The organism is Thalassospira sp., from assembly GCF_048059015.1.
Taxonomy (GTDB): Bacteria; Pseudomonadota; Alphaproteobacteria; order Rhodospirillales; family Thalassospiraceae; genus Thalassospira.
Genome location: NZ_JBLLNT010000017.1, coordinates 95,081 through 120,039, shown reverse-complemented (window position 1 = coordinate 120,039; position 24,959 = coordinate 95,081). Strand labels below are relative to the sequence as shown.

At 53.7% G+C, this 24,959-nt stretch carries 25 protein-coding genes; 9 read left to right on the top strand and 16 right to left on the bottom strand.

Annotated features, from left to right (window positions below; all coding sequences use genetic code 11):
* Window positions 1–323: 323 nt before the first annotated feature.
* Window positions 324–617 (bottom strand): 50S ribosomal protein L28, encoded by a 294-nt coding sequence (rpmB, locus tag ACMZ66_RS19920; protein ID WP_416939947.1) that lies wholly within the window; start codon window positions 615–617, stop codon window positions 324–326.
* A gap of 469 nt (window positions 618–1,086) precedes the next feature.
* Here rpmB and ACMZ66_RS19915 point away from each other — a divergent pair, with 469 nt between their 5' ends.
* Window positions 1,087–1,275, top strand: coding sequence for a hypothetical protein (locus tag ACMZ66_RS19915; protein WP_416939945.1), 189 nt, complete (start codon window positions 1,087–1,089; stop codon window positions 1,273–1,275).
* A gap of 91 nt (window positions 1,276–1,366) precedes the next feature.
* Here the strand turns inward: ACMZ66_RS19915 and ACMZ66_RS19910 are convergent, their stop codons facing one another.
* Together ACMZ66_RS19910 and ACMZ66_RS19905 are read right to left on the bottom strand one after the other, a co-directional pair.
* Entirely contained in the window at window positions 1,367–3,433 is a 2,067-nt protein-coding gene (locus ACMZ66_RS19910; protein ID WP_416939943.1) for a putative bifunctional diguanylate cyclase/phosphodiesterase, read from the bottom strand.
* Window positions 3,434–3,620: 187 nt separating this feature from the next.
* On the bottom strand, window positions 3,621–4,220 hold the full coding sequence (locus ACMZ66_RS19905) for a short chain dehydrogenase (protein WP_416939941.1): 600 nt from the start codon (window positions 4,218–4,220) through the stop codon (window positions 3,621–3,623).
* A 101-nt stretch (window positions 4,221–4,321) separates the two neighbouring features.
* On the opposite strand from ACMZ66_RS19905, the gene ACMZ66_RS19900 reads away from it, so the two are divergent.
* Window positions 4,322–5,248 carry a LysR substrate-binding domain-containing protein gene (locus ACMZ66_RS19900; RefSeq protein WP_416939939.1) on the top strand — a complete coding sequence of 309 codons (927 nt, stop codon included), beginning with the start codon at window positions 4,322–4,324 and terminating at the stop codon, window positions 5,246–5,248.
* Here the strand turns inward: ACMZ66_RS19900 and gluQRS are convergent.
* The 4 genes from gluQRS to ACMZ66_RS19880 all read right to left on the bottom strand — a co-directional run bounded on the left by gluQRS (window position 5,239) and on the right by ACMZ66_RS19880 (window position 9,941).
* Window positions 5,239–6,078: a tRNA glutamyl-Q(34) synthetase GluQRS gene (gluQRS, locus tag ACMZ66_RS19895; RefSeq protein ID WP_416939937.1), complete on the bottom strand. Its 840-nt coding sequence runs from the start codon at window positions 6,076–6,078 to the stop codon at window positions 5,239–5,241. The genes ACMZ66_RS19900 and gluQRS overlap by 10 nt on opposite strands.
* 19 nt (window positions 6,079–6,097) lie before the next feature.
* Window positions 6,098–8,023, bottom strand: coding sequence for a cobaltochelatase subunit CobT (gene cobT, locus ACMZ66_RS19890; RefSeq protein WP_416939935.1), 1,926 nt, complete (start codon window positions 8,021–8,023; stop codon window positions 6,098–6,100).
* Between the two features lie 51 nt (window positions 8,024–8,074).
* The gene (gene cobS / locus ACMZ66_RS19885; protein ID WP_416939933.1) at window positions 8,075–9,082 is read right to left on the bottom strand and encodes a cobaltochelatase subunit CobS; all 1,008 of its coding nucleotides are present in this window, start codon (window positions 9,080–9,082) and stop codon (window positions 8,075–8,077) included.
* Window positions 9,083–9,296: 214 nt separating this feature from the next.
* Window positions 9,297–9,941, bottom strand: coding sequence for a J domain-containing protein (locus tag ACMZ66_RS19880; protein WP_416939931.1), 645 nt, complete (start codon window positions 9,939–9,941; stop codon window positions 9,297–9,299).
* A gap of 159 nt (window positions 9,942–10,100) precedes the next feature.
* Between ACMZ66_RS19880 and ACMZ66_RS19875 the strand changes: the two genes are divergently transcribed.
* The gene (locus tag ACMZ66_RS19875; RefSeq protein ID WP_416939929.1) at window positions 10,101–10,394 is read left to right on the top strand and encodes a BolA family protein; all 294 of its coding nucleotides are present in this window, start codon (window positions 10,101–10,103) and stop codon (window positions 10,392–10,394) included.
* Between the two features lie 33 nt (window positions 10,395–10,427).
* On the opposite strand, the gene ACMZ66_RS19870 is transcribed toward ACMZ66_RS19875, so the two are convergent.
* The 6 genes from ACMZ66_RS19870 to ACMZ66_RS19845 form a co-directional block, all read right to left on the bottom strand.
* A complete protein-coding gene (locus ACMZ66_RS19870) occupies window positions 10,428–11,798 on the bottom strand; it encodes a hypothetical protein (protein ID WP_416939927.1) in 1,371 nt (456 codons plus the stop codon).
* Between the two features lie 111 nt (window positions 11,799–11,909).
* The gene (locus tag ACMZ66_RS19865; protein ID WP_416939925.1) at window positions 11,910–12,491 is read right to left on the bottom strand and encodes a DUF2889 domain-containing protein; all 582 of its coding nucleotides are present in this window, start codon (window positions 12,489–12,491) and stop codon (window positions 11,910–11,912) included.
* A 182-nt stretch (window positions 12,492–12,673) separates the two neighbouring features.
* Window positions 12,674–13,123: a CBS domain-containing protein gene (locus ACMZ66_RS19860; RefSeq protein ID WP_416939923.1), complete on the bottom strand. Its 450-nt coding sequence runs from the start codon at window positions 13,121–13,123 to the stop codon at window positions 12,674–12,676.
* Window positions 13,124–13,356: 233 nt separating this feature from the next.
* Window positions 13,357–14,631 (bottom strand): HlyC/CorC family transporter, encoded by a 1,275-nt coding sequence (locus ACMZ66_RS19855; protein ID WP_416939921.1) that lies wholly within the window; start codon window positions 14,629–14,631, stop codon window positions 13,357–13,359.
* A 144-nt stretch (window positions 14,632–14,775) separates the two neighbouring features.
* Window positions 14,776–15,891 (bottom strand): 3-dehydroquinate synthase, encoded by a 1,116-nt coding sequence (gene aroB, locus ACMZ66_RS19850; RefSeq protein ID WP_416939920.1) that lies wholly within the window; start codon window positions 15,889–15,891, stop codon window positions 14,776–14,778.
* A 4-nt stretch (window positions 15,892–15,895) separates the two neighbouring features.
* A complete protein-coding gene (locus tag ACMZ66_RS19845) occupies window positions 15,896–16,507 on the bottom strand; it encodes a shikimate kinase (RefSeq protein ID WP_416939919.1) in 612 nt (203 codons plus the stop codon).
* Between the two features lie 432 nt (window positions 16,508–16,939).
* Here ACMZ66_RS19845 and ACMZ66_RS19840 point away from each other — a divergent pair, with 432 nt between their 5' ends.
* The 6 genes from ACMZ66_RS19840 to ACMZ66_RS19815 all read left to right on the top strand — a co-directional run bounded on the left by ACMZ66_RS19840 (window position 16,940) and on the right by ACMZ66_RS19815 (window position 22,649).
* On the top strand, window positions 16,940–17,077 hold the full coding sequence (locus tag ACMZ66_RS19840) for a hypothetical protein (protein ID WP_416939918.1): 138 nt from the start codon (window positions 16,940–16,942) through the stop codon (window positions 17,075–17,077).
* 1 nt (window position 17,078) lies between these two features.
* Entirely contained in the window at window positions 17,079–17,597 is a 519-nt protein-coding gene (locus tag ACMZ66_RS19835) for a hypothetical protein (RefSeq protein ID WP_416939916.1), read from the top strand.
* Between the two features lie 5 nt (window positions 17,598–17,602).
* Window positions 17,603–19,153: an antifreeze glycopeptide gene (locus ACMZ66_RS19830; RefSeq protein ID WP_416939914.1), complete on the top strand. Its 1,551-nt coding sequence runs from the start codon at window positions 17,603–17,605 to the stop codon at window positions 19,151–19,153.
* A 12-nt stretch (window positions 19,154–19,165) separates the two neighbouring features.
* Window positions 19,166–20,116, top strand: coding sequence for a site-specific tyrosine recombinase XerD (locus ACMZ66_RS19825; RefSeq protein WP_416939913.1), 951 nt, complete (start codon window positions 19,166–19,168; stop codon window positions 20,114–20,116).
* Window positions 20,117–20,357: 241 nt separating this feature from the next.
* Window positions 20,358–22,214 (top strand): GGDEF domain-containing protein, encoded by a 1,857-nt coding sequence (locus ACMZ66_RS19820; RefSeq protein ID WP_416939911.1) that lies wholly within the window; start codon window positions 20,358–20,360, stop codon window positions 22,212–22,214.
* Between the two features lie 81 nt (window positions 22,215–22,295).
* The gene (locus ACMZ66_RS19815) at window positions 22,296–22,649 is read left to right on the top strand and encodes a hypothetical protein (RefSeq protein WP_416939909.1); all 354 of its coding nucleotides are present in this window, start codon (window positions 22,296–22,298) and stop codon (window positions 22,647–22,649) included.
* A 5-nt stretch (window positions 22,650–22,654) separates the two neighbouring features.
* On the opposite strand, the gene ACMZ66_RS19810 is transcribed toward ACMZ66_RS19815, so the two are convergent.
* From ACMZ66_RS19810 to ACMZ66_RS19800, 3 genes are read right to left on the bottom strand one after another with little or no spacing between them, the layout of a single operon-like run.
* Complete coding sequence (locus ACMZ66_RS19810; RefSeq protein WP_416939908.1) at window positions 22,655–23,302, bottom strand: GDSL-type esterase/lipase family protein; 648 nt, start codon at window positions 23,300–23,302, stop codon at window positions 22,655–22,657.
* Window positions 23,299–24,630 (bottom strand): CCA tRNA nucleotidyltransferase, encoded by a 1,332-nt coding sequence (locus ACMZ66_RS19805; RefSeq protein WP_416939906.1) that lies wholly within the window; start codon window positions 24,628–24,630, stop codon window positions 23,299–23,301. Before ACMZ66_RS19805 ends, ACMZ66_RS19810 begins: the two co-directional genes overlap by 4 nt.
* Before the next feature lie 37 nt (window positions 24,631–24,667).
* Window positions 24,668–24,955, bottom strand: coding sequence for a hypothetical protein (locus tag ACMZ66_RS19800; RefSeq protein WP_416939905.1), 288 nt, complete (start codon window positions 24,953–24,955; stop codon window positions 24,668–24,670).
* Window positions 24,956–24,959: the final 4 nt, after the last annotated feature.

The following is a 24,959-nucleotide window of genomic DNA, read 5'->3' as shown; positions in this document are numbered from 1 at the left end:
TCGTGAATCGCTGGTGATGAAGATATCGTGACGTTTCAAAAACCCGGGCAACGCGGCCTCATAAACCACTGATAGAGCAAAGTATAAACCAATTTCCCAAAAGCGCAAAGCCCGTCTGCCGCCGAGTCGCGTTTCGTGACAAACACCCGTCCGCAAACCAAGCGACTCCAAGGCATCACAGTTTTTGCAAAGCACAAAAAAGCCGCACATCCCAAGGGATGGCAGCTTGTTTCGCGGTCCGTTACCAGACCGATATGCGAAAAAACGAAAGGCCCGCCAGAAGCGAGCCTTCGTAAAATCTGTCTGTAAAGCAGAAGCCTGAATTAGGCAGCTTTTGCTTCAACAGCTTTGGCGACCTGGCGTTTGATTTTCACCAAATCTGCCGGCAGCTTTGCATTTGCAGTGCTGAGCAGATATGCATCCAGACCACCACGTTTTTCGATGGTGCGGACAGCATTGGTGGTCAGACGCAGACGCACCGAACCACCGAGCGACTCACTAAGCAGCGAGGTCGGCTGCAGGTTCGGGAGGAAACGACGTTTGGTACGATTGTGGGCGTGGCTCACATTCATGCCGACCAAAACGCCTTTGCCGGATACCGGGCAGCGACGTGCCATGACCTGATCTCCTGGTCTATAAATTCGCAAAAGGACGCTTGGCCTGAACATGCAGGCCCGCGCTTGGAAGCGGGTTAATACTGCCTCTGACCAATGTCGTCAAGCCTTCATCAAACGAAAACTGCGACAAAAACGCTTATCAGAGCGGTTTTGGCGATAATCCGTGGTTTGGGTCGGTTTTTACCCAACTCAACCGCACGGAATCTTCCCCTTTCCAAACCAGCGCGACAATATCAGCGACCGATCTAACAAGCAATTCCGCCAAATATCACGGTCTTCTTGACCGATTCTCGCCCAAGATACACGTGCGATGACACTATATATGTCATGTGCGATCTCCGATTCCGGCAAACGCCGCCAAACTTCGACCAATACCCGTCATATTGATACGGATCAAAACGCCCGCGCGCACAACATGGTAGGTTCAACACCATGAGTTAAGACATCCGTTTCGGGAGCATGACGGAACATGAAAACAGATAGCAACGTTTCACTGCCGCTTTTGGGCATCCTTCTGGTCGCAGTCGTCGGTCTGGTCCTTTATCTGGTCGGCTTTGTTCTGGCCCATTTCGGCGTTCCTGTCGCCTCGTTCTGGATTTATGTGGCACTTGCCCTGGTGCCTGTCAGTTTCCTCGTCCTGATAGACTTCAGCCGCTAATTCTGCCCCCAGCGGAATAGCACTAAAACGGCCTGCCGCTTCTGCGGACAGGCCGTTCTTTTTTGTCATCACGTGACCAGCGTAGCTGTGGCTATTTGCCTGTGACCTCTGCCGCGCGCCAATGAGATGCCGTGCACGGGATCGCGCCGGGATAGGCAAAGAAATATCCCTGATAGGCATCAACACCCATGCCTTCCAGAATGCTGCGCTGCTGTTCGGTCTCGACCCCCTCGGCAATAACCTTAAGGCCATAGCGATGGGCAATCAGGATGGCGGCCTCGATCACGACGCGGGCATTTTCATCCATCTTGAGGATAAAGGACTTGTCGATCTTGACCGCATCAATGCGGATTTGATGCAGGCGGGACAGGGATGAATATCCGGTACCGAAATCATCAATGTGGATTTCCACACCCGCGTCATGAAGCTGATCCAGAACGCGCGCGATCTGCATGGTTTGACGTTTTTCAAAGATTGATTCGGTCACTTCCAGGATCAACCGATCCGGAACCAGTCCGGTTTGCGCCAAAATGCGCTCAACCATATCGGCAAAGCCCGGCGCAATGATTTGCCGGATGGAAACGTTAACCGCGACCTTGGTTCGGACAGAAACATCGGCGCAGTTCAGGATCGTGGTGCAGGCTTCCCGCAGAACCCATTCGCCAATCTCAACGATCAGCGCACTTTCCTCGGCAATCGGAATGAACTCGTCAGGTGTTACCACGCCAAGATCACCGCTATGCCAACGCAACAGCACTTCATATGAAACGATTTCGCCGTCAACCGCATCAATCACCGGCTGATATTGCAGATAGAACTCGTTGGCTGCCAAAGCCCGGCGCAGGGCCTGGTTGATCGAAAGCCTGCGTTCCTGTTCAACCAAAAGCGTGCTGTCATAGTTATGCACACTCCCACGTCCGGATCGTTTGACCTCGGCCGCGGCAAGATCCGCCCAATGGATCAACTCGGAAATGGCCGGGCTTCGATGGGATGCAAATGCAACCCCGGTACTAAACCCGACATGAAGCGTATGGCCGCAAATCGTGATCGGCTCCTGTACCGCCGACTTCGCCTTTTCAATCGTGCTGGCGACCAGATCATGTAGTTCGTCATGAGGGGCTGCCAGCACCATCAAAAATTCATCCCCGCCCCATCGGCCAACTGCCTGATGATCGTCCACATGGCAACGCAACCGGTCGCTAACCACGCGGAGAACTTCGTCCCCAATCGCGTGGCTCAGCCCGTCATTGATCTGCTTGAACCGGTCCAGATCGATGAACAAAACAGCGTAATCAAGCTTTGCGCCGCTTTTACGCATGGCTTCAAACCAGGCGACGATACCATCACGGTTCAAAACCCCGGTCAAAGTGTCATGTTCGATCAGGTTACGGAGTTCTTCGGTGCGTTCTTCAACGCGCGCCTCAAGCGTGGCGTTCCAGTTTTCGGTGATCCGGTTTTTCTGGCGCAAGTCTTCAACAAGGTCATCATTCTGATGCTTCAAGACAAGCGATCTGAACAAAACCGCATGGTTGTTGCGATGGGTTGCCAGCATCACAATCAGGAACACACCTGAAAGAACTGCCAGAATATAGTTGGGATCATCCATAAAGGTCATGATGACCGCAGGCGGTAACAATAACGCAATCAGATAGAGGCGGCCGACCACAAAGACCGGTGCCAAAATCCCCGTCGCACCACCGGCAAGGCCTGCGATGATGATCAGCGTCATGAACTGGCTTTCGCCGCGCACAGTGGGGATTTCGATGATACCGATGGCCGACCACATAAAGCCCGCAATAATCACGCCCGCGACATAGCGTTGATGCCAGGTGCGAAATGCATCCGCATCGAACTCGACCTGTGATTTGCGATGCTTGTGAAACAGGAAGCCGCCCCACAGGCGAATGACACAAATCACAAACAGGGTCACGAACCACCACATGGTCGCGAGATGCAATTCATCTTGCAGCCAAAACATGGTGGTCAAACCTGCCCCTGCGGCAAGGTTCACCAGAATGTTTGCCCAGTTATTTCGATATGCCAGATCAAGCAGGTCACGGCGGACCTTTTCGGTCAGCTCCCCGCTGGGCTTTAATCTTATGTTCGGGTCAACAAATCGGCGTCCGATTGCGGTGACCAAACTGGCTTGCTTTTCCATCTGGTCTTTTTTGCCCCTGACCTCTTCGCTTGAACAAGTACCTCCTATACATAGGTACTATTCAACGCAAACGAGAATATCAGGGACAAAAAGCATCTGTGAAATGCTTTTTTCGGTATTGAGCACGTGGACACGGGCGGCAAACCGGCATTTTTGCCCTTGCCGCCCTGACCTCACAGGCTAGAAATCAAAAGATTTCAATTACCTGACCGGTCTGAAGTCCCTCGACCGACTTGGCGTAACCAAGCGCTGCGCGTGCGGCCGGAACCGGGTCATGACCACGGAAATAAGGCGCGTACCCTTCCATCGCCTCAAGAATCACCCCCGGACTGACCGCATTGATGCGCATGCCCGACGTGATTTCGATGGCAGCGGACTTCACAAAGCCCTCAATCGCACCATTCACCATGGATGCCGAACTGCCATAGCGGATCGGGTCCTTGGACAGGATACCGGTCGTCAGGGTGAAGGAGGCATTTGGCGCAACATAGTCACGACCGATCAGAACCAGATTAATCTGACCAAACAGTTTGTCATCAATGCCGATGCGGTATTTCTCCTCGTCCATTTCGGCAAAATCACCAAAATGCACTTTGCCCGTGGTCGAGACCACCGCATCAACTGCGCCGACCTTTTCAAACATCGCGCGGATCGAACCGGCATCTTTCAGATCCACATTCACATCACCGCTGTTGCGCGATGCGCGGATAATTTCGTGACGCGGTGCCAGTTCGGCATCCACACCCTTACCAATGATGCCCGATGCACCAACCAACAAAATCTTCATGTCATCCTCCAAATCAGGAAATTGAATGACTGAAAGATTTCACAGAACAGTAAGCGCGATAATCTGGTGATTTTCGAACTTATCGTTTAATATTTTAAACAATGAAAGATTATCTTAGCGAAATGCGCAGCTTTGCGGCCGTGATTGAACAGGGCAGCTTCACCGATGCCGCCCGCGCAACCGGTGCGTCCAAAGGCCTGATCAGTCAGCATGTCAAACGGCTTGAAGACACACTTGGTGCCAAGCTTCTGTTTCGGTCCACCCGCAAGCTGGAACTGACCGAAATCGGCAGTACATTTCTGGAATATTGCCAAAGCATTACCCAAAGTGCCGATGCCGCGTTTGAGGCGGTTGAAACCCTGCGCGGAGAGCCGGTCGGAACCGTCCGCATCACGGTTCCCGTTTCCTTTGGCGAGATGTTCCTGCACGACATCATTCTTGCGTTTCAGCAGATCCATCCACGCATTCAGATCGAAATGGAACTGGAAAACAGTTATCGCGATCTGCAATCGTCACATATGGATATCGCCATCCGCGCCGGCCTGACACCGGACCCTGATCAGGTGGCCATCCCACTGGGTCAGCTTTCCGAACTGATCTGCGCCAGCCCGGAATATTGGCGCACCCACGCCAAGCCAAAGACACCGAGCGATCTTTTGCACCACAACTGCATCCTGAATTTCCAATATTACAAGGATCGCAAATGGGTGTTCTTTTCCAAGGATGGCCCGCAATCGGTTGCAGTCGAAGGAACCCTTCGTTTGAACCACTATCCGCTGATCCGCAATGCGACGGTCCAAGGGCTAGGTGTTTCAAACTTGCCACGATATGTCGCTATGCCGGAAATTCAGGCAGGTCGATTGGAAACCGCGCTTGAGGCGTATCGATCACCCTTGCGGCCGATCTATCTTGTCTATGCCTATCAGGGGAACCTTCCGATCAAGAACCGGCTTCTGATCGATTTCATCCGCAACTGGTTTGCAGAACGCCCCGATCTACTTGAAACACTTGGTCGCGATCAGAACTGATCCGCCAATGCGCGGACGTCGTCCGCCGACATACCTTCTTCACGCATGGATCGAAGGGTTTTGGATTGGTCGCGCTTGGCGAAACGCTTGCCGTCGGGGCCGGTCAAAAGCCCGTGGTGATGGTATTCCGGCACGTCATAGCCAAGGATTTCCTGCAACAATCGATGCAGATGGCTGGCAAAGAACAGATCCTGCCCACGGGTCAGCAGCGATATGCCCTGCAGATGGTCATCATGGGTAACAGATAGGTGATAACTGGTCGGCGTATCCTTACGTGCCAGTACCACATCACCAAAAATCTCGGGTGTGGCGATCTGTTTGCCAGCTGCACGATCAAACCACACCAGTTCGCTCCCCACACGCTTGATCGCACCTTCCATATCAAACCGCAGCGCATAGCTTTCGCCCGCCGCAATCCGATCAGATCGTTCCTGCGCAGAACAGGCTCTACACGTGCCGGGATACAGCGCACCGTCCGGGCCATGCGGCGCATTGCCGATCCGCGCGACTTCAGCCTGAATATCCTTGCGGGTGCAGAAACACGGATAAAGCAACCCCATGTCACTTAGCATATCCAGAACCACCTGAAAGTCATCAAAGTGCGCGGACTGAACACGCACCGGCGTTTCCCATTCAAGGCCAAGCCAAGCGAGGTCTTCATAGATCGCCTCACGATATTCCGGGCGACACCGGGTTTGGTCGATATCTTCGATCCGCAAAAGAAAACGGCCATGCGGCCCGGCCTGTTTTGCAGAAAACAGGGCAGAGGCCGCATGGCCGAGATGAAGGTATCCGGTCGGGCTGGGTGCAAAGCGGGTGATCGCCGTCATCGGGAATGCACCCCCGCCCTTACCAACGGTCGCGGTCGCCCGCAGCACGGTCGCGTGTCTGACCGTTATCTGCCGGAACATGGCGCATCGGGCGTTTTGGCTGACGCGCACCCTGTTCATCAAACAGATCGGAAAGTTCACGCAGCATCGTGCCACCCAATTCTTCCGGATCGTTGATGGTTACCGCACGGCGATAGTAACGGGTCACATCATGGCCAATGCCAATTGCCAGAAGCTCGACCGGCGATCTGGTTTCGATCCATTCGATCACTTCGCGCAGATGACGTTCCAGATAATTTCCGGAGTTTACCGACAATGTCGAGTCATCGACCGGCGCACCATCGGAAATCACCATCATGATCCGGCGCTGCTCCGATCTGCCCAGAAGACGTTCATGCGCCCAAAGCAGCGCTTCACCGTCGATATTTTCCTTAAGCAACCCTTCGCGCAGCATCAAACCAAGGTTCTTGCGTGCACGACGCCATGGCGTATCTGCCGCCTTATAGATGATATGGCGCAGATCGTTCAAACGACCCGGTTTTGGCGGCTTGCCGCTATCGACCCAACGTTCGCGCGACTGACCACCTTTCCACTGACGGGTGGTGAAGCCAAGGATTTCGACCTTCACCCCGCAACGCTCCAGCGTACGTGCAAGGATATCGGCCGACAGGGCCGCAATCGTGATCGGACGCCCGCGCATGGAGCCGGAATTATCGATCAGAAGCGTCACAACCGTATCGCGGAAATCGGTATCCTGTTCCTGCTTGAAAGAAAGCGACGTCGAAGGCGTTGCAACAATACGCGCAAGCTTCGCCGCATCCAGAATGCCTTCTTCAAGGTCAAAGTCCCAGCCACGGTTCTGCTGCGCCATCAGGCGGCGCTGCAAGCGGTTGGCAAGTTTTGACACCACGTTCTGCAAATTCGCCAATTGCTTATCAAGCATGGCGCGCAGGCGTGACAGTTCCAGATTTTCACACAGATCATCGGCAGTGACGACTTCGTCAAACTCGCGCGTGAACGGCTCATAGCCACGCTCGACCGGCTCGTTACGACCATCAAACTCGGGCTGCTCGCCAGGACCTGCAGGCTTTTCTTCCTGCGACATGGCTTCAAGCTGCTGATCGTCGATATCGCCTTCGCCGGTTTCGGCTTCTTCGGAACCGGCTTCTTGCTGATCATCGCCGCCATCCGGTTCGGAATCGTCCTGCTGGCCCTGATTGCCACCCTGACTTTCCATGTCCTGCTGATCGGGATCGTTTTCGCCGTCCTTTTCCTCGTCATCCTCGCCTTCCTGTTCCGGCGGGGCATCATCAAGGTCTTCTTCAAGCGAGAGGTGATCAAGCAACTTGCGCATGCCCCGCGCAAAGGCTTCCTGATCATCAAGAACCTCGCTCAGATCAGACAAATCCGGTCCGGCGTTTTCTTCGATATGAGTGCGCCACAGATCAATTAGCGGACGGGCTGATTCAGGCGCACGTTCACCGGTAAAGATTTCACGCGCCAGCATGCTGATCGCATCGGCAAATGGTGCATCTTCACGGTTGGTCAGACGGTGATAGTTCTTGGCGTGGCAATCCTGTTCGGCATGTTCGCGAAGGTTTTTGCGAACACCGGGGAAGTAACGCGATCCCAGCGCTTCACAGCGTGCCGTTTCAAGCGCATCGTAAACAGCCTGAGCCTCGGCCGTTTCGGGCATGCGCTTGGCGTGCAGGGCTGCGTCATGGTGGCGCATTTTAAGCGCCCAGCCATCGGCAACACCGCGAAGATCTGCGACTTCATCCTGTGGCAAAGCCTGCTTGGGCATTGGCAAACGCACATGTTCGCCGTACCCGCCCGGACGCCCGCCTTTGACAAAGCCGACTTCCAGATCATTGCGCCCGGCAAGCGCACGAAACGTCGCTGCCGTACCGCGCAAGAACCCGGAAAGAGCCTCATCATTCTTCATAGCACTACTCGCTTGTGGAACCAGCTCGCCAATCTGCTTTAAGGCCACGCCTTAGCGCACCATCACATTGATGGCTTCCTCGGGCAGTTCTTCGCCAAAGCAACGCTGGTAATATTCCGCCAAAATCGGACGTTCGACTTCATCGCAACGGTTCAGGAACGTCACGCGGAAGGCATAGGAAACGTCACCAAAGATCTTGGCATTTTCTGCAAGCGTAATCACCGTACGCGGGCTCATGACGGTCGAGATATCACCGGCAACAAAGCCCTGACGCGTCAGGTTGGCAAGGGCCACCATCGCTTCGATCTTCTGGCGGCCTTCGGCATTGTCAAATGCCGGAACCTTGGCAACGACGATGTTGGTTTCATCCGCAACCGACAGATAGTTCAACGTTGCAACAATTGACCAACGGTCCATCTGCGCCTGGTTGATCTGCTGAGTACCGTGGTAAAGACCGGTGGTATCACCAAGACCAACCGTGTTTGACGTCGCAAACAGGCGGAAATGTGAATGCGGGTGGATGACCTTGTTCTGATCAAGAAGGGTCAGCTTGCCATCGACTTCCAGAACACGCTGGATCACGAACATCACGTCCGGACGACCGGCATCATATTCGTCAAAGACCATCGCGACCGGGCGTTTAAGCGCCCACGGCAGAATGCCTTCGCGGAATTCGGTGATCTGTTTGCCATCACGCAGAACAATCGCGTCCTTACCGATCAGGTCGATACGGCTGATATGGCTATCAAGGTTTACACGAACACACGGCCAGTTCAGGCGCGATGCCACCTGTTCGATATGGGTCGATTTACCCGTGCCGTGATAACCCTGGATCATCACACGGCGGTTGTGGGCAAAGCCCGCAAGAATTGCCAGCGTAGTGTCGCGGTCAAAACGATAGGTCGGATCAGCGACCGGCACGTGTTCACTGCCCTGGCTGAATGCCGGGACTTCCATATCAACATCAATCCCGAACGTTTCGCGCACGGAAATGGTGGTATCTGGTGCATCAAGCGGATGTTCAGCCGCTGCACCACTCGCTTCGTAACCTTGGCTCATAAGTACTCGCGCATTTTTCGGACCAGCGCTGGTGGCGCGGTCGTTTCGTTAAACTTGCTCATTAATAGCGGTTAAGTCGCATCACACAAAGGGAAGATGCGCAAAAAATCTCTATCACCGCAAAAGGTTTGCTCGATAAGACAGTCCCGGTACGCATTACGCAACCAGATTGACCACATTTTTCGATTTTTGTCAGGAAATCGCGCCAAAACGCTCAGAGCGTGACGCGTGCTTCAAGATCACGGATATAGCTCATCAGTGACGTATAAGCCGCACTGATCTTTTTGAAGCGTTCCTCGGCACCCTTATCCCCGCCATTGGCGTCGGGATGGTACTTTTTCGAAAGCATCTTGTATTTCGCTTTCAACTCATCACGGGTAAATGGCCAGCCAAGATCAAGGGTCGCCATGGCTTGTTGCTGTTCGCTTGGCATGCCAAGTGCACCAGCACGACGCTGGGCTTCTTCGCTTTTGCGTTTGCGTTCGGCACCCGCATCGCCACCCGGACCGTGATGGGTTTGAGCGCCATCTTCATTAAAGAAGCCAAACCCGTCCTTGAATTTGAAATTGAACGGCTTTTTCGATCCGCGGATATGACCGAATGTCCATGTGGGACGTTGCCAATGGGTATCGCGACGCATGTCGTTTTCGATATCCTCGGCCTTCATGCCCTCATAATAGTTCCACGACTTGTTATATTCGCGGACGTGATCGAGGCAGAACTTGTAATAGTCACGCAACTTGCGATCCTTGGGCGCACGAAACTCACCATGCCCGTCACATCCCGGCCAGTCACAGCCCGGCAGGATCGGTTCATTGTGATACAGCGTCTTGCGCTTGTTGCGGTGTCCTCGGTTCATCTGGGTCTATATGTTCTGAAAATCGATGCTCGCAATATCATACGGATCGATTAAATGCGATAAAAGGCTTGAAAAACTGCCATCGCATGCCAGAACCTGTCAGACAGTTTCGTTTTTGCAGTGATCTGCAAGCATCCCCAGAAAATAGAGGCCCTTACCATGCAGGTAGCCAACCAGATCCGTGACATCCTGACGGAACAATTTACCCCGACCGAGCTTCAGATAATCGACGATTTATCCAAACATGCCGGACATTCGGGCGCCGACCCGCGTGGCGAGTCCCATTTTTCTGTTCTGGTTGTATCTGACAAGTTCGAAGGCGAGAACCGCGTGAACCGTCAGCGTCTGGTTTATGGTGCGCTTGATGCCTTGCTGAAAGATCGCGTGCACGCACTGGCGCTTAAAACCATGACGCCGTCTGAATATGACACGGCGCTTGCTAATCGCGGCTAAGCAACATTGACCATGACACCCGCAGCCTTCCGATCAGCTTTCCGGTCGCAGGGCTGCGGACACATCAAGCCCCACAGTTAATGCCGCAAGTGTCCGTCCGCTTTCCGGATCAATGATTGGAACAGTGATCTGCGACAGAAATGTCCGGGTTGAGGCGTCATAGCGAATATCGGCGATCAATGCGTGATCGCGATTGATGCTGTCCGTCATCTGATATTGTACCTCATCGCTTTGATCAAAATCCGATGTCAGTCGGTTCATACCGATTACTTGCCCGGCAAGGTCAAAGACAAAGACCTCGGCAACTTGCGCACCCGCGGTATTTTTAAAGGTCTGCAGATAATCTGACAGGATGTTATCAAGAATGTTCTGCGCCATTGAACTTGCCAAGCCACGTCGGCTCAGCGCTGTCCACTCTTCGTCAATGACCCGTTTCTGATCTGATGGGATGTGCTCCGTACCAAGGACAGCACGCACATTTCGGATAAGGTCCTTTGATTTCGCAAATTGTCGCACGATCGGAAGCTGGATGCGTTCAATCGCATCACGTTCCCACGGCTCCAGATGCATCGGCCGCGTTTCGCAGAATTCAAGAACGTTATTCAGTTTGCCAAGCAGATCCGGATAGGTCTCGACATAGCGTTTTGAGAAATAGACGACCAACGGTGCATAGCGTTCAAACTGAACAAGGAATTGTTCGGCACCCAGCCCCAGATCATTCCGGGCGATCTCAAAACTTTGCTTATCAACCAATGCAAAATCGACCCGACCGGCAGCAACCTGTGACACAAGCGATGCGATAGACGGCACGCGCATGACATCTTCATAACCCTGCTCGGACAGCCATTCGGCTTCGTTCGATCCGAGAATGGCACCGATGGTCGTAAACTCGCCCGGCTTGGGAAGATGTCTTGCCTTGGAGCTCACAACGTTGCTTGAAGGTGAAACCCAGACCCACTTTTCCAGGGCCAGCGGATGTGTTGCGACGGCATATTCATCCATAAAGTCACTGATCCGCGCCAAGAAGAAACCATCCGCCCGGCCACTTCGCACCATATCGCGGTTACGTTGACGCGGGGCGACAGCCAAGCCATAGCCAACGCCGATCCGCTCAAACGCGCAGTTCAGGACTGAAATGGAATATCCACCCAACAGTCCGTTCTGCAACTCCTGATAAGGTGGATGCAGATTGGTTTGCAGAATCAGAAATTTGTCCTGATTGTCATTTTCTTGCTGTGCGATTTCAAAGGCAGGGGGAACAAGTTCGTTCGCGCGCAGATCGGATGCTCCAACCGCTGCGCCTAACCCAAACAAAAGGGTCGCCGTTGCACACTGATGCAACAGAACATTTCGCCCCTTATCTTTGTTGTTCTTGTTTTTTCCAGCACTGCGCAACACGGTCATTTCCTGCCCGAACCAGACACATAGTGGATAAAACTGATATTGGGCTGCCGTTGGGTGCTTGCAAGACGGGAAAATGACCTGCTCGGCACACGCCACCAAGACGCTCGGGAATTATTCATCACCGGTGTAATGATCAGGGGCAATGCGTTGAACGGCCGGACCGTCACTGCGCCATCCATGGCACGTATTGATCAGGGGTATGCGCCGCTTGGGGGACTTTTCGCCGTCTTTTTCCCTGTCTTTCTGAGCCTGAAGCTGTTCACGGGCAAGGATCGGAAACACCGTCTGGAAAGCTGTGGTCGCAACCGGGCCCATCAATTCGGTCAGATGGGTGCAGCCATGCACACCACCAACACGATCGCGGATTTGCTTGCGCAGACCCGGTCCAAGCTTAAGCCCGACCAGATTTTCATATTCCGGTGCAATCGCGTCACAGGCCCCAAACGGCGCGTAATCGGTTACCGCTTCGACCTTCTGGATTACCAGATCATTGCCGATTGTCACCCGGATCCACATTTCATGAACCGGCTCACCGGGCGGGATTTCGCCGCGATCATGGTTTTCAAAACCATATGTTTTGATGTCGGTGATGTGACCTTCGATATCCCATAACCCATCCTTGCGACGGAACCCCTGACAGGTCACGGTGCGAGTATGGATATGTTCACGGTCATCGGGGCGGGACAATGGCATGGGATTTCTCCTTTACGTAAACGTAAAGACATTCACCCACGCGTTGTCAAGCAACAATAGCGATTGATGATATTCCAACTTGGGGGAATTCGGGGCACCACTGCACCCCGAAACTTGGCCGATCAGGAAGGTCACAGCCGAAAAATGGCCATGTATTTTAAGGTGTTAAATGGTCAAACCTATTAGGCGACACCGTAGTCCGAACCGAAGATAAACTTCTCGCGCTCCCGCACATCTTCCTCAAGCTGCGCCTTCACCACGTTAAACAGGTCGCGGATCGACACCATGCCAATGACAGTATCACCATCAACAACCGGCAAGTGGCGGTAACGCCGTGCACTCATAAGATCAAGTGCATTCATTGCCGTGTCATCTGGCGATAGCGTATCGGGGCCCGATGTCATCACCTTGGACAATGGCACATTTGCCGCATCCAGCCCCTTGGCAACCACACGGTTCACAAGGTCACGTTCGGTAAAGATACCGGCAAGCTTGGCATTGTTATCGACGATGATCACGGCACCGATTTTACGCTCGGACATCAGGTTTACGGCATCCATCACGGAATCAGCGGGATTAAGCGTCGCGATGGATTGTTCCTTGACCACACCAGGTACGATTTTCGTATCCATGCATCTCTCTCTGCAGATTGCTGTTGCCACATGCCCAAACCCGATCAGATCATCTGGTTCCGCACTGCACAAAACTGACAACACGGTAGGGCCATTATTTGCAAGTGGCCCTGCAATCCTTTGGGTCAAGACCTTCGATCATGATTTTAACCCATAAGTGGAGAAACTTAAAACTGTTTACGCCAGTTTGGTTTAACGCAGCCCGATAAGGCCGATGGAAAAACAGGAATGAATTACTCCTGTTCCTCGTTGCTAAGGTCGGTCACTTCACGCATCCGCACACGGGTAATCTGGTTGCGAATTCGACGGAGAATCTCGAACTCGAACCCATGGAAACGGAACTGCTGGCCTACATCTGGAATACGTCGGGTTTCGTAAAGTAAAAGACCGGCCACAGTGGCAGCTTCCTCATCGGGAAGACGCCAGCCAAAACGACGGTTCAAATCGCGAATGGTAACATCACCACGCACGATAACCGATCCATCTGCCTGCGGCTGTACGCCGACAACTTCGACATCGGTTTCATCGGCAATGTCGCCAACGATTTCTTCAAGAATATCTTCAAGCGATACAACGCCTTCGAACGCGCCATATTCATCAACAACGATAGCAAAGTGTTCGTGACGTTCCTTGAATGCCTTGAGCTGATCCGCAAGCGTGGTTGAGTTCGGGATAAACCAAGGCTCGGCACTCAGCTCGCGGATATCCGCCGCCGTTGTCGGTTTTGCACCGCGCACGATGGCTTTCAGGATTTCACGGGCGTGAAGGACGCCAACGATATTATCGGGGTCCTGTTCATAAATCGGAATACGGGTGTGCGGGCTTGCCAGAACCGTATCAAGGATCTCTTCCATCGGGCGGGAGATATCAATCATCTGCACCTTGCGACGGTGCACCATGATTTCCCAAACGCCGACATCTTCAAGATCCAGCACGCCATGCAACATTGTGCGTTCAGCATGGTGGTTACCAACAACAACATCGTCGGCATGAAGTTCAATCGCACCACGCAATTCACGTTCACTGTCCATGCCCGGCCCTTCGCCACTACCAAACAGACGCAGGGTGGCCTGAACAACCACCTGAATGCTTTGGGTGACCGGCGCAAAGACCACAACCAGAATGCTCATCGGGCGCGCGACACGCAGCGCCATGGTATCGGCATGCTGAAGGGCATAGGTTTTTGGCAAAATTTCCGAAAAGACCAGAACCAATGCGGTCATGATGGCGGTCGCATAGACCACACCATTTTCACCGAACATCTCGATCATGACAGATGTCGCAAGGGCGGATGCCAGGATGTTGACCAGGTTATTACCCAAAAGGATCGCCCCGATCAGGCGTTCCTGATACTGGCGCAGACGGTTGACGATGCCGGCACGAAGGTCGCCATCCTGTTCTTTGTGATGCATGACCGGACGCGACGCCGCCGTCAGCGCGGTTTCCGAGCCAGAAAAGAATGCCGAAAGCATCAGCAGAAGAAAAATCACGACAATCGTGATTGTCATTCAGGGCCGTCTCCAAAGGGTGATCACGTCAGGAACACTTTGTCCTGTCTTCACCTATAAGGTCAATTGCCGTTAAACAAGTTAACAGCTTCACAAAATGGAAGTTTCCCCGCAATCAAACCCGATTGCGGGGCTTTAATGCACTTATCCGCGGCAGGAACGCGTGATTGCTGCACGCATTTTTTCCACATCCATTGCCTTGGATGTGAACGCCTTGCCAATACCGCGCGTCATGACAAAGGTGATCTCGCCATCGCGGACTTTCTTGTCACGCGACATGTGGCTGATGACCTTGTCGATATCCCAATGCATGCCGCTGACTTCTGATGCGGTGACCGGAAGACCAACCGATTTCAGATGCGCAACAATGCGATCCTTTTCACCGGCCGGGGCCATGCCCATCGCACCACAAACGTCATGCGCAATCACCATGCCCATGGCAACGGCTTCGCCATGCAGAAGCTTTTCGCCATAACCGGTTTCCGCTTCAAGTGCGTGACCAAATGTATGGCCAAGGTTAAGCAACGCTCGCTTGCCGCCTTCGCGTTCGTCTTCGGACACGATGCGTGCCTTTGCCGCACAGCTTTTGATCACGGCCTGACGGCGTTCAACACCATCATTATCAAGAACCGCCTGCCCGTTTTCTTCAAGCCACGCGAAGAATTCCGGATCATCAATCAGGCCGTATTTGACGACTTCGGCATAGCCCGAACGAAGTTCGCGCGCAGGCAAGGTATCAAGTACCGCGGTATCGGCCAAAACCAGACGCGGCTGATGAAACGCGCCGACAAGGTTCTTGCCCGATTTGGAATTGATGCCGGTCTTGCCACCAACAGAACTATCAACCTGCGACAGCAAGGTCGTCGGGATCTGAACGAAATCAAGACCGCGTAGAAGCGATGCGGCAACGTAACCGGCAAGGTCACCAACAACACCACCGCCAAGGGCGATGATCAGTGTTGAGCGTTCAATACCCATCGCCAAAATCTGTTCGACGACGCTTTCAAACACGCCAAAGCTTTTGGATTTTTCACCTGACGGCACAATGACTTCCCGGTGCGGGATGTCCGCACCATCAAGCGATGCCAAAACCACCGGAAGATGGTTATCCGACAGTGCCGCGTCACTGATCACGACAACACCGGCTTTTTTGACAAACGGTACGATGTATTTGGCAGTATCAGCCAAAAGGTTGCTGCCAACAAGGATGTCATAGCTGCGCGCGCCAAGCTCGACGCGAAGGGTGTCGTGATTGCTCACTCTATCAGGTTCCTGTCTTGATCAATTGACCGTCTTCATCAAAGGATCGCGACAACAGTTCAAGAACCGCGTCACGGGTTGCTTCTTTTGATGATTTATCACAGTCGAAAATAATGTCGGCCCCGGCATAGATCGGGTAACGCGTATCGATCAGGTCGGCCAAAATCTGGCGCGGATCACCATTATTGAGCAACGGTCTATGGGTTCGACCGCTGGTACGCTGCAACAGCAGATCCAGATCGGCACGCAGCCAAACAGAGATGGATTTTTCGAGAATCAGCTCACGGGTACGTTCACGAATGAACGCACCACCGCCTGTGGCCAGAACAATCTGTTCGCCATCAAGCAAACGGGCAATTACACGTTCCTCGCCATCGCGAAATGCCTCTTCGCCATACAGCTTGAAGATATCGGCAATCGAGCAGCCAGCGGCTTCTTCGATTTCGCGGTCGGCATCGACAAAATCCAGATCGAGTTCCTTGGCCACCATGCGTCCGATGCAGCTTTTTCCAGCGCCCATCAGCCCGATAAACACCAAGGTCCGGCCCTTAAGACCTTCCCGAATTTTGGCGATTACGTCTTCGTGCAAACCCGACTCGGCAATGTTGTTGTCCATGTTCGGTTTGCAGTCCTGTCGTTCAGTCTGTTGATATACAAATTACCCAATTCTTTAGGGCAGCTTGCCCGCAAACGCAAGCAAACCGCGCATTCTTTGCGACAAAAATCACGCGTCGATTTGTGACTTCGGATCACGTCACGGATGCTTGATTGATGTTTTGGCTAACGTTATTGCCGGGCTGCTTATTAACCCTCTGTGAGTAACGCCGCCCTATACTGCCTTGAAGTTGCCGAAATGAAATGGCACCCAGCCCAATTATCCCTGCTACGACGGGGATCGGGCTGGCCCATGCAATGAGACAGTTTCGTTTGTTGTCTGACCTTGAAAACAGATTGGTCAAACGAGACGTACCGTTTCTTGCATCTTTGCATTTCGTCAGCATACTGGTAGCCGCGTCATTCGCTTAAACGCTTCGAAGTCTGGATTAAAATGAGAATCTTATCGCGCATCATCTTGTTGCTGGTTATCGCCGTAATTGCTGGCGGCGCTACGTTCCTGATCACCTGGGACATCCCCGCACCGACTGCCCAAATCGAAGAAACAATCCCGAATTCGAGGTTCAACTAAGATGAAGCTGCGTTCCCGCCTGTTAATGCACACCTGTTTACTGGCAATGATGACGGGAACGGGGATTGCTGCGGCACCTGCGCTTGCGCAGACCTCGGCACCTGTGCCGCTGTTTCTTAAACAGGAAGCAGAACGGGACGCAGAAACTCGATCTGAAGAAACCACGCCCGCACAACCGGGCCTGAGCGGCACTGCCCCATCCGGCGGATTTGGCAGCAACGCAACCACCGCTGCCCCGACGCCAACATTCCCAAGCGACCCCAACGCGGTTCAATCCCTGTCGCTTGGCGCTGTTGACGCCGAAGCGGTCGGAACGCTTGACCGGTCGCGCGGCGGACTTGGCATTGATATGTGGAACGGCACCACACGGAAATCTGCTGCAAAGCTGATTTCCGAACTGCCGGCAATCCCGGCAACCCATGCTGCACGTGATCTTCAGGTGCGCATGTTGCTGTCGGCGGCTGCCCTGCCGCAAGATTTCAAGAAATCAGCGTTCTTGAAGCGCGCGTTGCCAAGCTGATCAATATGGGTGCGCTCAACGAGGCCATCAGCCTTGTGCGTGCAGCCCCACAAGGATCACGTGGCTCCATTCTGGCACAGGCCGAAGTTAACGCGCTTCTGATCAGTGCAAAGATGGACGAAGCTTGCAGTGCAATTGAAGGCTATGGCGCAAGCTATGACGAGCAGTTCTGGCTTAAGGCTGCTGCCATGTGCGCATTCTATGCCAATGATCCGACCAGTGCGGCCTTCTCAGTTGATCTGGTCCGTGAAATGGGTGGCGAAGGCGATGCAACCTTCTTTGGTCTTGTCGGTGCAATCCGAAGCGGCAGTGCTGCAAATCCTGAACTTCTTTCCGAACTGCGCCCGATCGATATTGCCCTTCTGGCAATTGCCAAACAATCCATCCCGACCAGTCAGCTTGAATTTGGCAATGCAGCCGCAATCATTGGCATGGTAAATGCCAATGCCACCGCAACCGATGTGCGCCTTGAAGCCGCCCGCAAGGCTGAAAAGCTTGGTCTGATATCATCTGATCAGCTGGCTGGCATCTATGGCGCGGTCAATTTTGATGCGGCGGCATTGGAAAACGCGCTTGATGATGCAAGCGACGGTATTCAGGCCCGCCAGTATGCCAAACTTTATCAGGCAGCAGCCAAAAGCGATGTGCCTGCTGCGCGTGCCGAAATTCTTGCAGCCCTGTTTGATACCGCTGAAATTCAGGGTGACTTCATGCAGGCCGCACGCTTAAGCGCGCCGCTTCTTGAAGCCATTCCGGTCAATGGTGACTTTTCCTGGTTTGCGGTTGCCGCCCTTAAAGCATCGATTGCCGCAAACAGTCTTGAGCGCGCAGCAAACTGGCTGTCGGTTGCCAAGAACGCGGCCAATCCGGGCAATGACATTTCTTCACGTCTAAGCATGCTTTATCCGGTTTTGGCGATTTCCGGTCTTGAAGATACCGGCGCGCTGAACCCCGAAGATCAGGTGGCAAATGCCCCGGTTGAAATGAATGCGCAGACCTTTGGCCTCACCGCCGATGTTGCTGGTCAACCGCTAACCACCCAAAGCTTTGGCCTTGGCGGCGCAGTTGCGACCAATAACGGCATTTCATCTGCGACGGTTATGCCCAATTCGACCTCGCCCGAAGACATTCAAAAGGCCAGCGACCGCGCAGCAGCCATCGCGCGCCACCGTGCGCGCATGATCGAGTGGCAGGAACTCCAGGCTGCCCGTGGTGATCAGGCCGCGGCAAAGCGCTATGCCGAAATGATCTTTGCCCTGTTTGAAGGATCAGGCATCGAAGTTCCGGCAGGCCTTTGGGATAGCCTTCTGACCGCACCCTATGCCGAAGATCGCCTGACAATCAGCAGCGCTGTTGCCCATAGCCTTGGCGTATCGTCAAGCGCGCAGCAAAAAGCCAAAACGGCGGCCATGGTCATTCAGGCGCAGCAGATTTCCAATGCACCAAATGCCGATCCAAAAGCATTGGCCGATACGGTCGCAGCCCTTGAAACGGTTGGCCTGCACGGCGATGCGCAGCGTTTGGCGACCGAGCTTTTGCTGTCGTTTAATCAATAACGGAAACCGGCCATGGCCAAGGCACTGACAAGCTCGCTGATTTCCGCTTTTCTGGAAATGATGGCAGCAGAACGTGGTGCCAGTACGCATACGCTTGATGCCTATCGCCGCGATCTTGAAGATTACGCATCCTCGCTAACTGCCGGTAAAACCGATCCGGTTGTCGCAAGTGATGCGGATCTGCGGCGTTATATGGCTGAATTGGGATCGGCCGGACTGGCACCGCGCACGCAAGCCCGGCGCCTGTCGGCCCTGCGGCAGTTTCACAAGTTTCTTTACGCCGATGGCTACCGCAATGATGATCCGTCATCGAACATCGATAGCCCGCAACAGGGTCAGACCCTGCCGAAGTTTTTATCGATTGAGGAAATTGATCGCCTGATCATTGCCGCAACCAATCATCCGGGCATCAAGGGTAAACGCCTGCTTGCGATGGTTGAGCTGATGTATGCCACGGGCATGCGTGTGTCTGAGTTGGTTGAACTGCCCTATGCCGCGGCCGCACGCGATCCACAGATGCTGATTGTGCGTGGTAAGGGTAGCAAGGAACGGCTTGTTCCGCTATCTGATCCGGCACGCGATGCACTGCGCGATTATCTTGGCGTCCGCGACGCATTCATTCCATCAGACAAATCAAACGGTCATGCGGATCGCCCCGGTCAATCCTCATACCTTTTCCCGTCGCGCGGGAAAACCGGGCATCTGACGCGACAGATGTTCCTGAAGATGATCAAGGATCTGGCGATTGAGGCCGGTGTTCCGCCATCAAAAGTATCGCCACACGTCCTGCGCCATTCCTTTGCCAGCCACCTTCTGGCCAATGGGGCGGATTTGCGTAGCTTGCAAAAGATGCTGGGGCATTCGGATATCTCGACGACACAGATTTATACCCATGTTCTCGAGTTACGGCTGCGCGGGCTGGTGCAAGAGCATCATCCGCTGGCCCAACTGGGCTCGAAGTAGCACTTGCTGCCCGCTTTTCGAATTTGTCTAACCCGCATGTATAGGAACAAGTCGATTATTTGACAAAAAAGCGCATGTTTTCTGCGGATGTCACATATTCGTAACTCTACTGTCATCAAGTTGTTGTCATATGTGAGCTACCAGCAATACCGGAAAAATTCGTAACTCCTTACTTCCGGGAATTCAGGCCATTTTTGAAAATCGGGGAACTGCATTGGCGTTTGATGCAGACGATGAATTGATGTCCGAGCGTCCAGTGACGCAGCCGGTCATGCTCCGCAACTGGCAGCAGGTCGTTGAAAAAGTCGACTTTGCATTCCAGCCCATTGTCAGCCCGCATACAGGCCATGTTTTCGGATATGAAGCACTTTTGCGTCGTTGGGAAGATGCAGGCTTTGCTTCGATCCAGGCACTGTTTGATACAGCCTGGGATACGGGCAACCTTCATAGCGTTGATATGCTTCTGCGCGCCAAGGCGATTGATAAATTCGCCCGCCTGCCCGATGCAAAACGTCTGAAGCTGTTTTATAATTTCGACAACCGCGTGGTGAAGACCGAGGATTACCAACCCGGTCAAACAGCAGCCCTTCTGGCTGATGCCGGGCTTGAACGCGACACCATCTTTCTTGAAATTTCCGAACGCCACGACATCAGCAATGCCGGGTATCTCAAGGACATTCTGGTGCGTTATCGCAGTCAGGGCTTCAAGATCGCGATTGATGATTACGGCAGCGGTTTCGCCCAGCTTCGCGCACTTTATGAATGCGAACCCGATATCATCAAGATCGACCGGTTCTTTATTGATGGCATCGACAAGGATCGCCGCAAGGAACTGTTCGTCACCCAGATTACCGCATTCGCCCACATGATCGCAGCCCAGGTGGTTGCCGAAGGGGTCGAAACCCGTGAAGAATTCCTGTGCTGCCGTCGTCTTGGCTGTGACCTTGTGCAAGGTTTCTTTATCGCGCGCCCATCAACCGATTTACCTGAACGCACCGACATCGTCCCGGTCGCAGCAGACATAGCAGCTGACACACGCCGCCAATCGGATCGCGATGATGATGTGGTCAGATCGTACCTTTTGGAAACCCCAGCCCTGCCAAGCGACATCAACCCGGTCGATATCCTGAGCTACTTTCAGCAGAACCCGGATATTTCGCTGGTGCCGGTTGTGAACCATCAGGGCGAGCCATTGGGCATTGTCCGTGATTTCGAGTTCAAGGCATTCATCTACACGCCGTTTGGTCGCGAGCTTCTGCAAAACCCGGCCAACCGTGCGAATATCAAACGCTTTTTGCGCCGCTGCCCGGTTGCCGATATCCGAACCAGCCTGTCAGAACTGCTTGAAACCTTTGTTGCGACCGATGCGCTTGATGGTGTGATCCTGACGGAAAATGGTCAGTATCTTGGCGTTCTGGATCAAAGTGCGCTGCTGCGTGCTGTTAACGAGCGCAATACGCTAAACGCGCGTGATGAAAACCCGCTGACCCGCCTGCCGGGCAACAGTGCGATTTATCGTTATGCTGCGCGCGCCCTTGCCGAACCGCGCAGGCGTCGTTTTGCCGTCTATTTCGACTTTGATAATTTCAAACCGTTCAATGACCGTTACGGGTTCCGTCAAGGCGACCGCGCGATCCTTTTGTTCAAGGATATCCTTGGCAAGGCACTCAGCCAGAATGAATGGTTTGTCGGCCATATTGGTGGGGATGATTTCTTTGCCTATGTGCAGTCGATTGATTTTGAAGATGCGGTCGAAGCCGTGCAACGCGCGCAGGCCATGTTCGATCAGCAGATCAAAAGTTTCTATGACCCGGAAACCCGCGACCGTGGGTATCTTGAGGGCAAGGGACGCGATGACAAAGTGGCGCGATTCGATCTGATGAGTGTCAGTGCGGCACTGGTGCGGATCCCGCCGGAACGAACCGACATCACCCTTGATCATATTTCGGTCGAAGCAGCCAAGCTGAAGGCGATCGCCAAAAACAGCCCAAGTCGTTTTGCAAGCGGGCTTTATTCATCACCGTGCGCCCCAATCCCGATGAGCGAAAAGCAGCCCCGCATCGCATGGCAACATGGTTCTGACGCAGGGCAAAAATAACGCTTCATTTTATCGACGCGCCGGGTAATATTCCGGCAAAAGAAATCAATCGTAGCGATTCCAAACGAGCATTCCACGTCGATGGCCAACGTCTCATCTACTTCTGATCTGCAAAATACCATTCCGGTACGTCCAACCAGCCCGATTGCCCAACGCCAGCAATCGGAACAGGGACAATTGCAACAAGATCAGGTGATTGAGCGTGGCAGTCAGGTCCGCCAGACATCGGATCAGGAAGTCGAACGTGCCATTCGTTCCTTTGAGCGTGACCGCAATGAACAGCAGCGGTTCATCAAGGAAGGCACACAAGATACCGTTCTGGAAAACTATATCGAACAATATGACCCGGTCGGCTACGAAGCATCGGGATCATCGAAATCCGCATCAGCCAACAATGCTGGCGGCCGCGGACAGGTGATTGATTTTTACGCCTGATCCTACTAGATCAGGCCGACAGCCCGTTTCCAGCCACCCCATTCCCAGATCAATTCTGCAAGACGGTCATAACCTGCTTTATCGGGGTGATATCCATCGCCACGACGCAGTGCGCGCTGCCATGTTTCGTCGCCAAGCGTTACCTTGAACAGATCAAGATAGGGCACATCAAAGCCACGCGCTGTTTCCAGATAAATCTGGTTTAAGCCTTCAAGGCGTTCATTGATTTCCTGACTGGATTTACTGCCATCAATCACCGCCTGCGGCCCAATCCAAATCGTGGTCGCCAGTTTGGATGCTTCGCCGATGATTTCGGCGGCGTTGGCGGCGGACTTTGCCGGTGACACCCGCATGGTGGTTTCTTCACCACGGTCTTCGGCATGGTTGGCATCATTCACGCCAAAGCTGAACATCAGAACACTTGGAAAGTCCGGCACCATGCGAAGATCTGCTTCAAACTTCCAACGGGCCTTGAGCCCCTCGGTGGTTTCTGCACGGATGCCAAGGTTATAGATCGTGACTTCGCGTTTGACCTCGTCAAGCAAACGACGGCCAAGACGCATGGGCCAACCGCCCTTTTCCCCGTCGCGCACGCCATTGACCAGGCTGTCCCCAAAACAACAAATCCGATGTCCGATTGCGCCCGTGCTCATTCCGTCTCCTGTTCGCCAGCCTTGATCAGGTTGGTGACATATTCCATCAATTCGTGTTGGTCTGGCTTAAAAGCATTTTCAAGCCAGTATTCTTCCGCCTGCTTTAGCAACGCGCCAATGCGTGGACCGGCTGGAACCAAACCGGCCGCCAGAATATCGCGCCCTTGTATCGGCAATTTGACTACTTGCCAATTTGTCGCCGCATCAAGCAGGCTTTTCCAAGCATCATTTTCACTGCTCGAACAGCGCGGCGGTGTGGCTGCCCGCGTGCTCCATGCCAGCAAAACAGCATCGCGAAATGCATCAGGCCCGATGCGATACAAATCGCGTCGAATGTTATCGGATGACATTGCCGGATCTATTAATGGCGCATGGGCAATCATGACGGCAAAGCGATCGGTTTCTTCGTTCGACAGGCGAAGTTCGCGGGCGAACCGTTCGGCTGCGGCAAGGTTATCTTCCTGATCGTCGTCGTTTTTGCCCGCTGTCGCGGAAAACAGTGCAGCCAAACGACGCAGCGGATCAGGACGGACTGTCGGATCGGCAAGGGCGGTGCTGTCCAACCACTGCATCATGCGCAGGCAATCGGTATGGATCAGTTGGGGCAAGATCACCGGCAAAACGCCAAAGCCGATCATTTCACCAACCGTGCTGGCCGGGCTTTTTGACCGAAGCAGTTTCAGGATTTCATCACGGATGCGTTCTGCGGAAATATCAATCAGGCCCGAGGCAGCCTTGCGGCACGCTTCGGCGCCCACCGGATCAATCGGCGGTCGACCAAACCACGCCTGAAAGCGGAAGAACCGCATAATGCGCAAGAAATCCTCGGCAATGCGATTTTCCGCCACACCGATAAAGCGCACATAGCCATTGCGCAGATCGCTTTCGCCATCAAACGGGTCATAGATCGTGCCATCAAGATCGCAATAAATCGCGTTAAAGGTAAAATCGCGGCGCTTGGCGTCTTCCAACCAGCTGTCGGTAAAAGCAACCTCGGCATGACGACCATCGGTCAGGACATCAACACGCAACGTCGTGATTTCATAAGCCCCGGCATCGGTAATTGCGGTCACGGTGCCATGCTTTAACCCGGTCGGGATCACCCGGATGCCAGCCTTTTCCAAAGCAGTCTGGGTTTCTTCGGGTGCCAGGTCACACGCGATATCAACGTCGATAAGATCACGTTTAAGCAACGCATCACGGACCACTCCACCGACAAAGCGCGCGCGTCCGCCATGCTGCTTGATTGCATCAAAAACGCGGGCAGTATCATCGGCGACCATAATCCCGTATGGCCGCAATCTTCCGGTGACTTCCAGTGCTGTCATCTAGGACAAGGACCTATATTCAAACAGGGTCGGCTGGTTATTCCTTCGGCTCGAAATAGCCGGGTTCAACCACACCGTCACGCAATACCGGCGCATGATAGATGGAATCAGGCGGCGCGCCAGTCCCCAATGCGGTGAAAATCAGAATTGCCCCGGTCAATGCAACACCGGCGGCAAACAACCAAAGCCACGGCCCCTTGTTCCAGGGCGGGATGACATCGTGGCCTTCGCGGATGGCCTTTGCCCGCGCCCATTTCATCCAAAGCCCATAAATCACGAAAGGCAGTATCAGTGGAAGACCGATCTGAATGATTTGTCTCAACATGATG

Bases quoted from the DNA above. Each gene is read 5' to 3' on its own strand.
- rpmB (WP_416939947.1), bottom strand. From the start codon at position 617: ATGGCACGTCGCTGCCCGGTATCCGGCAAAGGCGTTTTGGTCGGCATG.
- ACMZ66_RS19915 (WP_416939945.1), top strand. From the start codon at position 1,087: ATGAAAACAGATAGCAACGTTTCACTGCCGCTTTTGGGCATCCTTCTG.
- ACMZ66_RS19910 (WP_416939943.1), bottom strand. From the start codon at position 3,433: ATGGAAAAGCAAGCCAGTTTGGTCACCGCAATCGGACGCCGATTTGTT.
- ACMZ66_RS19905 (WP_416939941.1), bottom strand. From the start codon at position 4,220: ATGAAGATTTTGTTGGTTGGTGCATCGGGCATCATTGGTAAGGGTGTG.
- ACMZ66_RS19900 (WP_416939939.1), top strand. From the start codon at position 4,322: ATGAAAGATTATCTTAGCGAAATGCGCAGCTTTGCGGCCGTGATTGAA.
- gluQRS (WP_416939937.1), bottom strand. From the start codon at position 6,078: ATGACGGCGATCACCCGCTTTGCACCCAGCCCGACCGGATACCTTCAT.
- cobT (WP_416939935.1), bottom strand. From the start codon at position 8,023: ATGAAGAATGATGAGGCTCTTTCCGGGTTCTTGCGCGGTACGGCAGCG.
- cobS (WP_416939933.1), bottom strand. From the start codon at position 9,082: ATGAGCCAAGGTTACGAAGCGAGTGGTGCAGCGGCTGAACATCCGCTT.
- ACMZ66_RS19880 (WP_416939931.1), bottom strand. From the start codon at position 9,941: ATGAACCGAGGACACCGCAACAAGCGCAAGACGCTGTATCACAATGAA.
- ACMZ66_RS19875 (WP_416939929.1), top strand. From the start codon at position 10,101: ATGCAGGTAGCCAACCAGATCCGTGACATCCTGACGGAACAATTTACC.
- ACMZ66_RS19870 (WP_416939927.1), bottom strand. From the start codon at position 11,798: ATGACCGTGTTGCGCAGTGCTGGAAAAAACAAGAACAACAAAGATAAG.
- ACMZ66_RS19865 (WP_416939925.1), bottom strand. From the start codon at position 12,491: ATGCCATTGTCCCGCCCCGATGACCGTGAACATATCCATACTCGCACC.
- ACMZ66_RS19860 (WP_416939923.1), bottom strand. From the start codon at position 13,123: ATGGATACGAAAATCGTACCTGGTGTGGTCAAGGAACAATCCATCGCG.
- ACMZ66_RS19855 (WP_416939921.1), bottom strand. From the start codon at position 14,631: ATGACAATCACGATTGTCGTGATTTTTCTTCTGCTGATGCTTTCGGCA.
- ACMZ66_RS19845 (WP_416939919.1), bottom strand. From the start codon at position 16,507: ATGGACAACAACATTGCCGAGTCGGGTTTGCACGAAGACGTAATCGCC.
- ACMZ66_RS19840 (WP_416939918.1), top strand. From the start codon at position 16,940: ATGAGAATCTTATCGCGCATCATCTTGTTGCTGGTTATCGCCGTAATT.
- ACMZ66_RS19835 (WP_416939916.1), top strand. From the start codon at position 17,079: ATGAAGCTGCGTTCCCGCCTGTTAATGCACACCTGTTTACTGGCAATG.
- ACMZ66_RS19830 (WP_416939914.1), top strand. From the start codon at position 17,603: ATGGGTGCGCTCAACGAGGCCATCAGCCTTGTGCGTGCAGCCCCACAA.
- ACMZ66_RS19825 (WP_416939913.1), top strand. From the start codon at position 19,166: ATGGCCAAGGCACTGACAAGCTCGCTGATTTCCGCTTTTCTGGAAATG.
- ACMZ66_RS19820 (WP_416939911.1), top strand. From the start codon at position 20,358: ATGTCCGAGCGTCCAGTGACGCAGCCGGTCATGCTCCGCAACTGGCAG.
- ACMZ66_RS19815 (WP_416939909.1), top strand. From the start codon at position 22,296: ATGGCCAACGTCTCATCTACTTCTGATCTGCAAAATACCATTCCGGTA.
- ACMZ66_RS19810 (WP_416939908.1), bottom strand. From the start codon at position 23,302: ATGAGCACGGGCGCAATCGGACATCGGATTTGTTGTTTTGGGGACAGC.
- ACMZ66_RS19805 (WP_416939906.1), bottom strand. From the start codon at position 24,630: ATGACAGCACTGGAAGTCACCGGAAGATTGCGGCCATACGGGATTATG.
- ACMZ66_RS19800 (WP_416939905.1), bottom strand. From the start codon at position 24,955: ATGTTGAGACAAATCATTCAGATCGGTCTTCCACTGATACTGCCTTTC.